At 59.6% G+C, this 7,306-nt stretch carries 9 protein-coding genes; 6 read left to right on the forward strand and 3 right to left on the reverse strand.

Annotation, left to right across the window (positions count from 1 at the left end):
• Nucleotides 1–704 precede the first annotated feature (704 nt).
• Entirely contained in the window at nt 705–923 is a 219-nt protein-coding gene (locus tag NKJ09_RS30490; RefSeq protein ID WP_023722567.1) for a KTSC domain-containing protein, read from the forward strand.
• Nucleotides 924–1,416: 493 nt separating this feature from the next.
• Here NKJ09_RS30490 and NKJ09_RS30495 read toward each other — a convergent pair whose 3' ends face one another.
• On the reverse strand, nt 1,417–1,605 hold the full coding sequence (locus NKJ09_RS30495) for a hypothetical protein (protein WP_352764523.1): 189 nt from the start codon (nt 1,603–1,605) through the stop codon (nt 1,417–1,419).
• A 290-nt stretch (nt 1,606–1,895) separates the two neighbouring features.
• Here NKJ09_RS30495 and NKJ09_RS30500 point away from each other — a divergent pair, with 290 nt between their 5' ends.
• The gene (locus tag NKJ09_RS30500) at nt 1,896–2,252 is read left to right on the forward strand and encodes a hypothetical protein (RefSeq protein ID WP_352764525.1); all 357 of its coding nucleotides are present in this window, start codon (nt 1,896–1,898) and stop codon (nt 2,250–2,252) included.
• A gap of 599 nt (nt 2,253–2,851) precedes the next feature.
• Entirely contained in the window at nt 2,852–3,064 is a 213-nt protein-coding gene (locus NKJ09_RS30505) for a hypothetical protein (RefSeq protein WP_352571680.1), read from the forward strand.
• Nucleotides 3,065–3,117: 53 nt separating this feature from the next.
• Here NKJ09_RS30505 and NKJ09_RS30510 read toward each other — a convergent pair whose 3' ends face one another.
• Complete coding sequence (locus tag NKJ09_RS30510; RefSeq protein WP_352495879.1) at nt 3,118–3,294, reverse strand: hypothetical protein; 177 nt, start codon at nt 3,292–3,294, stop codon at nt 3,118–3,120.
• A 412-nt stretch (nt 3,295–3,706) separates the two neighbouring features.
• On the opposite strand from NKJ09_RS30510, the gene NKJ09_RS30515 reads away from it, so the two are divergent.
• From NKJ09_RS30515 to NKJ09_RS30525, 3 genes are all read left to right on the forward strand, one after another.
• Entirely contained in the window at nt 3,707–4,408 is a 702-nt protein-coding gene (locus NKJ09_RS30515; protein WP_352764527.1) for a Crp/Fnr family transcriptional regulator, read from the forward strand.
• A gap of 83 nt (nt 4,409–4,491) precedes the next feature.
• The gene (locus tag NKJ09_RS30520) at nt 4,492–4,737 is read left to right on the forward strand and encodes a hypothetical protein (protein WP_352479079.1); all 246 of its coding nucleotides are present in this window, start codon (nt 4,492–4,494) and stop codon (nt 4,735–4,737) included.
• Nucleotides 4,738–5,258: 521 nt separating this feature from the next.
• Entirely contained in the window at nt 5,259–5,897 is a 639-nt protein-coding gene (locus NKJ09_RS30525; protein WP_352764529.1) for a hypothetical protein, read from the forward strand.
• Nucleotides 5,898–5,918: 21 nt separating this feature from the next.
• On the opposite strand, the gene NKJ09_RS30530 is transcribed toward NKJ09_RS30525, so the two are convergent.
• The coding region (locus tag NKJ09_RS30530; protein ID WP_352764531.1) for a DNA polymerase/3'-5' exonuclease PolX at nt 5,919–7,306 on the reverse strand (1,388 nt) is incomplete at its 5' end.

Raw genomic sequence — 7,306 nt, forward strand, 5'->3', positions numbered from 1 at the left:
GAAGCCCTACGCCCTGCTTCTGAAGCCAATAGTTTGCGACTTAAGGCCACACGCGCGAACGCATTAGCAATCTACCATCGTGTCCCCGAGGCACCCGCCCGCCGCGGTTTGCCGGCGGCGGGGTCGCACTGGCCTGTGGGGCCCTAGGCCCACTCGCGGCGCTCGCACTCGATCTCGGCGCGGGTTCTCCCTTGTCTAATCGCCCTGTCAACGCCTTGCAAATGAGCGAAACCAAGCTGTCGCGCGCTCGCTTGTGGAGTGCGCCTTTCGGCCGCCATGCAAGGAAATCATCAACGCTCATCCAATCAACCGGGTTTGTGTCGGCGTCTGGCTGGCTGAATTCCACGTACAGATGCAGTTCGTCCGGCACGAAGACGACCCTCCACGATCCTTTGATGTCATTGGCAAGGTTGTAGGCGAGGACGGTCATGGCGGGGCACTCCTTTCGCCGTGGAGCGTGCCTATCTCACGGGAAAATTCCATCACCAGAAGTTAGTATTGACGCTCGCGCTTTCTCAGAAATCCAACGTCCGCGTGATGCCGAAAGGTGCAGCTAGCTTTTTGTGTATCTCGATTGGGAACACGGGACCGCCGTGAAAGTTCGGTGCACGCAGCGAATCCTCCCCCTCCAGGTATTGCTGCAGATCGGTATCCCGATCGGCCCGCGCTCCCCGCAAGGGCGCGGGCCTCGGCCTGTGGTGCTCATGCCATCTACTTCGATCCGCAAGATGGAATATGATCTGGATAGAAGGACCCTCTCGGTGTGGTTCGTCGCCAGCGGTAAACGGTACGAGTTTGAGGGGGTACCGCCGGAAACCTTTGCCGCGTTCCGGGCCGCGTTCGCCAAGGGCCGCTATTTCAACGACCACATCCGCAACAATTTCCGCTACCGTCTGGTTGCGAGCGATAGCGACCCGGGATGACCTGACCTGCCGGCGGCTCAATCGTCCTGTCGCTCCAACCGGCGGTTGGTGGACGCGTTGCCGCTGTTGCGCTTAGGGTTGGTTACGGTCCGCGCTCACTTGGCAAGCCCACCCCCCGCATCCCCCCGCCTGGTGAAAAGCGTTTGATCGGTCCCGCCGTTCTGGCAGTGCGGCGGGACTTTTTTGCGGTCCAGGTGGAGCATCGGCGCGCGGGGAAAAGGCGCGGTGCACGCAGCACCCTTTTTCTCATCCAACGTACGTCGCTGGCGCGCTGAAGGGTCTCAACGTCGGTTTGCCGCCGGAGCTCAACTAGCTGGACTATTGCTCGACCGGAAGCGGCTGGTGCTGCGGCTCAGCGTGGTGGAAGACCTGTCCAAGATCGCGCGCGTCGAACGTTTGGCCGCAGACTGGGCAGTAGACCAAGTGCTTCGACTCGTCCTCTACCGGCCCGTCATGCGGCCTGCCCTCATAGCCTGTCGCGATGTTGTCGGTTCTAATCCGGGGCAACGACAAGTGCCTTTCGTCGTTTTGGCGGCCGATATTTCTCCATTAGCCGGACCTTGCCACGGTCGACCGTGACCAGCGGCCCGAGGTCGATCGTCACGGTGTCCTCGTCGATGCGCGTGACCTCACCTTTCAGGTCGATTTGCTGGCCTCGGTTCACCTTGGTGTGGTCGATCATGGAATGTGGGAAGTCGTAACCTGGGAAAGAGACGGTTACGCGGTCCTCTGTTATCCGCCTTCGAACCGTGGCAGTAATCGCCACCTGGTCACCAATGCCTATTCCCCGAGCCATGCCATGGATTCTGGTGCGGGCAGCGTCTTCTTCAAGAGGCCTCTAATATACGCCCGTCATCCTGAGGCTGACCTAGGACCAGAGTTACAAAAGTTGAACTTCATCGGGGAACACTCCTTCTGTCTGCCTGTTCGATTTGCCAGGCGCATCCCGCGCATTCAGACAGGAGAAAGAAGATGAAACGCATCCTTTTGGCTTCGGCCGTGCTGGCAGTGTCGGCAGGGCTTTCCTTTGCCCAGACGACCAGCGGAACCTCGACGAGCGGAACCTCGATGACCGGAACCTCGACCACCACAACCATGCCCAGTACGAAGGGTCAGGGCACCGGCACGACGAGCGGCGGGACCAACATGTCCGGCGACCAGGGCACCGACACGACCACCACCAGCGGCACCACAAATCCGAACTCGGCCAGAGACTGCGCGCCGGGCCAGCAGACTGGCAGCGCCCAGCAGGCGGCGCCTGGTCAGCAGGACACGACAGCCAATACCGCCGCGCCGGGCCAGGTGAAAAAGACCGACGAAGGTTGCTGATTGGCACATCGGCTCGGGTTTGGAATCACCAGTGTGTGGCTGGCTGGTCTCCCCCGACCACCGGCTAAGATAAACTCGGCTGGCGAGCAAGTTGCCGCCAGCCGAGCATCAGTCCCGGAACGTTTGCGCTTGCTTGTGCTTTCAGTGGGGCACGCCCAGCTTCTGTTTGCTTTCGGTCAGATAGCGTCGATGGCGTCTTCGGACTACCGGTGAAGCAAGTCCGATGTGCGCCTATCGCGGCCCCGCTTCACCTGCCGTCCAGCCGTTCGCGCAGTCGCGATCGTCGCTCTCGGCAACAGGCGGCGCGCGCGGCCAGGACGTGTCGCATGAGCGCGCTGTCGAAGGAGGCGCCCAGCAACATTGCGCGTGAAGGCACGCGGGCATCCGATCGATCGTTAACCTTTCTCTGCAATGAGCGCCTTGTCGCCGGCGATGGGCCTCCGGCTCTTACGCATTATGGAGATCACATGTTGGTCCCGGCACCCGATGCCGGGAGCAGGTCTGCTTCGGAGCGTCGTGACAGAACTGGGCGACATAGTTGCGGTGGAGTAGGCGCCGTCGCCCTGGATGAACAACAACTATCGCATGCGGTGCATACGTTGTCGAAGCTTTCGGTCGGCCGCGGCCGCATCGACGACGACCACAACGGCATCAAGTCGTTGCTGAAAGCCCGCAAGGTATCGTCAAGACATAGCGTGCCGGCGAAGATCCGCCCTCGCGACAGGGATTCGTCAGGCCGATCGGTCGGCAACGCGACCGGCCAGATGAGCGAGAGCTTACCCTCGGTGCTGGTCTCGACCCGGCTCGTATAGAGGCCTGAAGGGACATCTCCAAACGCTCATCGACGGTCGTCGATCACTGCCGACTACGAGTCGAGGTCGTATGGCTCGTGGCCTAGCTCGTTGTGATGAAGCGCCTCTGCCATACACCTGATGTCGAACGCTTGGCCGCACGCCGGGCAGAGGACGAAATACTCCTCCTCCCGAAGTGGCGATGCATCGTGGTCTTGGGGGATGACGATGTCATTGTATTCGTCGGGCATTGGGTCCTCCGGCAACGCCGCCCGCCATGCTGGAACGCCTGCCGGCAGGATTTGTTTCAAAGTTACTGCGCTTAAGAAGAGGGCCGGAACGGGTGAAGCACAATGTCGGTAAGCGCAAGGCGACGGCGCCCGAAACTCATCACGTGAGCTGAACGACTGCTTTTGCCAACTCGATGCTCGAAACCTGCCGATCTGCTTAGGCCGGTTCCGGACATTCGTGACCGGCCTCATAAGTCATAAGAAGCGCCCACCACCTACGGGACTCAAGCCGACATTCCCCGAGCCTTTCGCCAGGCACGGACTCTTTGCCATCCGCACATTTGAAGGCTATGCTTCCCACATCGGCCGCCAGCGCGTCGGACGCAGCCGACAGTAAGAGGTACGTGCTCTTGCCCGCATGGGAGAGAGAGCCATGCCCCAATCCCTTCTTCGCAACCATGTATTGAAAACCCTCTCCTCGGAGGATTTCTCGCTTTTGAGGCCGTCACTACATCACGTCGAGCTCAACATCAAAGACCAGCTGGAAGTCTCTTATCAGCCGATCGAGCGTGTGTATTTTCCAGAGATGGGCATCGCGTCGGTGGTCGCTACGATGACCGGAGGGCGGCAAAGCGAGGTCGGTATCGTCGGCCACGACGGCATGACAGGAGTTGCCGTTATTCTCGGCCAGGACAAGTCGCCCAATGAAACCTATATCCAAGTCGCAGGTAATGGCTGGATCCTCCCGGTTGAAGCTCTTCGCTCTGCGATTGCGGAGAGCCAATCCCTTCGCGAGTCACTGCTTCGCTATGCCCACGCGTTCCTCATCCAGTCGTCCCGGACGGCACTGGTCAACGGCCACTCCAAAATCGAGGAGCGCTTGGCCCGCTGGTTGCTGATGGTCCAAGACCGCGTCGAAGGAAATAAGATCTACCTGACGCATGAATTCCTGGCGACAATGCTTGGTGCCCAGCGCCCCGGCGTTACCACGGCCCTCCAAATGCTTGAATATCGGGGGCTGGTTCACGCCAAGCGCGGCGAGATCACGATTATCGACCGCGTTGGAATGATACGACTCACGCATGGTGCTTACGGGGAGGAGGAGCAAAGTCACTTCGGCCTAGCCTCCGCCTAACTGTCCTAAATCAGACAAACCCTTGCAAGCTACCGAATTCGTGCCGTAAATCGTGTGGGTCAGGGTTCAGGGAGGAATTCTCGATGACCACCACTTTTGACACAGTCACGGTTGAAAGAGCCGCCGAAGCCTATGTTCTCTCCAGAGGCAAGGCCCACTTCCTTTCGATAGCACAGGCAATCCGCGCCATCCGAACACTCATGCCCGCATGCAGGGCCACCGACCGCGAGCTGGAGGAGCTCTTGGCGGCAGCATCCATTATTCACGGTGTGCCAGTCGCGTTCGACTTAAAAACAGCCGTGGCCGCAGAACCACGGCTCCATTCATAGGGCCGGTGATGCCTGCGCTCGCGCAGACGCCTACCTTATCGGACGTTCGCCAAGCGATTGTCCGCCACCTGATCGACAACATCGGCAGCCCGAGCATTTCGATATCCGACGTTAGCCACACCGTGAGGAGAATGCTTCCCATTTGCGAACTCACGGACTGGCAACTTGGCGATCTCATTGCGCGAAGCGCGATCGATGCGGGATTCGCGATTGAATCCGACGGGGTGGGTCCCGAAAACGCATGTCGAGGCTCAATAGCGGAACAGCCGCTTTAGCCATGTGGCTCCCAATCACGGACGGTCAGGTTGTGGCCCACGTACAGCCGCCAGGCGGCAACGCGCCTGATATCGCACTTCGAGATCAACTCTGCCGCTTCCTGTTAGCCGGAGTTGCAAGCGGCCCCGCTAACAATCGTGGTTGCGCCTTTAGGCCTCGTGGTTCAGACCGCTGGCGGATTAGAACTCATATTGGCTTTGCGATCGGCTCATCGCTGCCGACAATCGGGACCTATATAAAGGGGCATGTCCACGCGCCTAAAAACCAATGCAACAGCGAAGCTGATTGGAGAATGGCCTTTGTCCCCGGCTGCAACGCTTGGATCGTCCGTCAGAGCGACGGGTATTTTTCTCGAAATACGCGCCCGCCTTCCAACGGACTTCAGGAAACTGCTCCATATCGAGTCCCGCGTGCTTACCCTGCGCCTATCTGAGGGCGCCGAGAACGATGTGCAGGTGGTATTCGGGATCGTATCCAAAGCACTGCAGAATATCGAAGACCTGCACGTAATCCCCCGTGAAATCGAGGGCATTCTGACGATCTCGATGGCCGAACGGCACCGCTGGCTGAAAGATGGTCGCTTGCAGAGCGCCGGGACGAAAACGGTGAAACTCCGCGGGCGGGCAAGGAACATCACCTTTCACGTATTCGACCCGCAGCACGTGGAGGATGTGCTTGACCGCGACCTGGTTACGGTCTGGCGCGAACAGGACGCAGCGACAGCTGCAGAGAATAGGCGGCGTGGCGCGGGGAAGGCGGCTATGAAGCGTGCTCAAAGAAGCGGGCGCGGAACTGCAGCTTCAGCTGGCCATGGCCCCGATGAAAACTCGCACTCCAGTTTGCGCGGCTGGGACGATTTCGAGAAGGACGGTCTCCTGCACTGATAGGCCGGGCGCACAAGCAGGTTAGGACATTTGCCTGCGCCGTGCGAGATGCGCAAGGAGGGCCGTCAAACGCATCGCGTTCAGGACCCGCTTCGCAGGGACGCCGCCCTTGCGCGCCATCTCGACACCCCAATGCATGTGGTCGAGCTCGCGTATCGAATGAGCGTCCGGGTTGATGCTGAAGATGCAGCCATGATCGAGTGCCTTTTGATGCCAGCGCCAGTCGAGGTCGAGTCGCCACGGATGTGCGTTGATTTCGACAGCGACGCCGTGTTTCGCACACGCTTTGAGGACTTTGTCGACGTCGAGATCATAACCGGGCCGGCGCAACAGCTGGCGACCGGTCATGTGCCCGATGATTGTCGTCCGAGGATTTCCGATCGCCTCAATGATACGCCCCGTCTGTTCCTTCTTGGGCAACTTGAAGCGGCTGTGCACGCTCGCGACGACGAAATCAAAGTGCTCCAAAATATGATTCGGGTAATCGAGCGAGCCATCTGCCAGGATGTCCGCCTCGATGCCCTTCAGTATGCGAAATTTTCCATTGTATGCCTTGTTCAGCCGGTCAGCTTCGCGGTGCTGTTCAGCAATCTCCTGCAACGAAAGGCCGCCTGCGTAGTGAGCGGACTGCGAATGATCGGCGACACCATAGTATTCGAAACCGCGCCTACGCGTGGCTTCAGCCATTGCCTCAAGCGTTTCGGTGCCATCGGATGCGGTCGTGTGAGAATGCAGGATGCCATGCAGATCTTCATCCCGAATGAGGGCGGGTAGCTTCTGCTTTGCCGCTCGCTCAATCTCGTCCCTGCCTTCGCGCAATTCAGGCTCGATAAACTGCAAGTCTAGAGCTTGGTAGATTTCTTCTTCTGTCGCTGACGCGATCAGCTTTCTCCCGCGATGAAGCCCGTCGGCGTTTAGGGTGAATCCCTTGTCGGCCGCGAACGTCTTCAGTTGCTCAAGGTGGTCTGCCGAACCGGTTGCCTCGAGCAGGCTCGCGCCAAAGTGCTTCCTGTCCGTGACAACAAGCCTGAGGGCCATATCCTCGATTCCAGTCGACTTTCTGGCCTGCGCTACCAGGGCGAAGTCGGAAACGAGCTCGCAACCGCGTCGGAAGTCACCTGCAATTTCCACGCGCGAAAACTCTGGATGCTGTTGCTTTACCGATATGACCGCATGGTGGAGAAGAGCGGCGGCCTTGTGCAGGTGAAGTTGCGTTTCGCCGCTTCGCACGATGGCCAGGTTCTGCAGCAGCTTTGTCTGAAGCGCGGCGCCGAGGCCTTTGACTGGGCGGATGCGGTCTTCTCTCGCTGCGGCCTCGAGCTCCGCCAGCGAGTTCACGCCGAGCGCCTGATGAAGCTTCAGTATCTTATCGGGACGAAGCCCGGGTATGGCAAACAGCTCCATCACGC

It is taken from the genome of Mesorhizobium sp. M0189 (assembly GCF_040322135.1).
Taxonomy (GTDB): Bacteria; Pseudomonadota; Alphaproteobacteria; order Rhizobiales; family Rhizobiaceae; genus Mesorhizobium.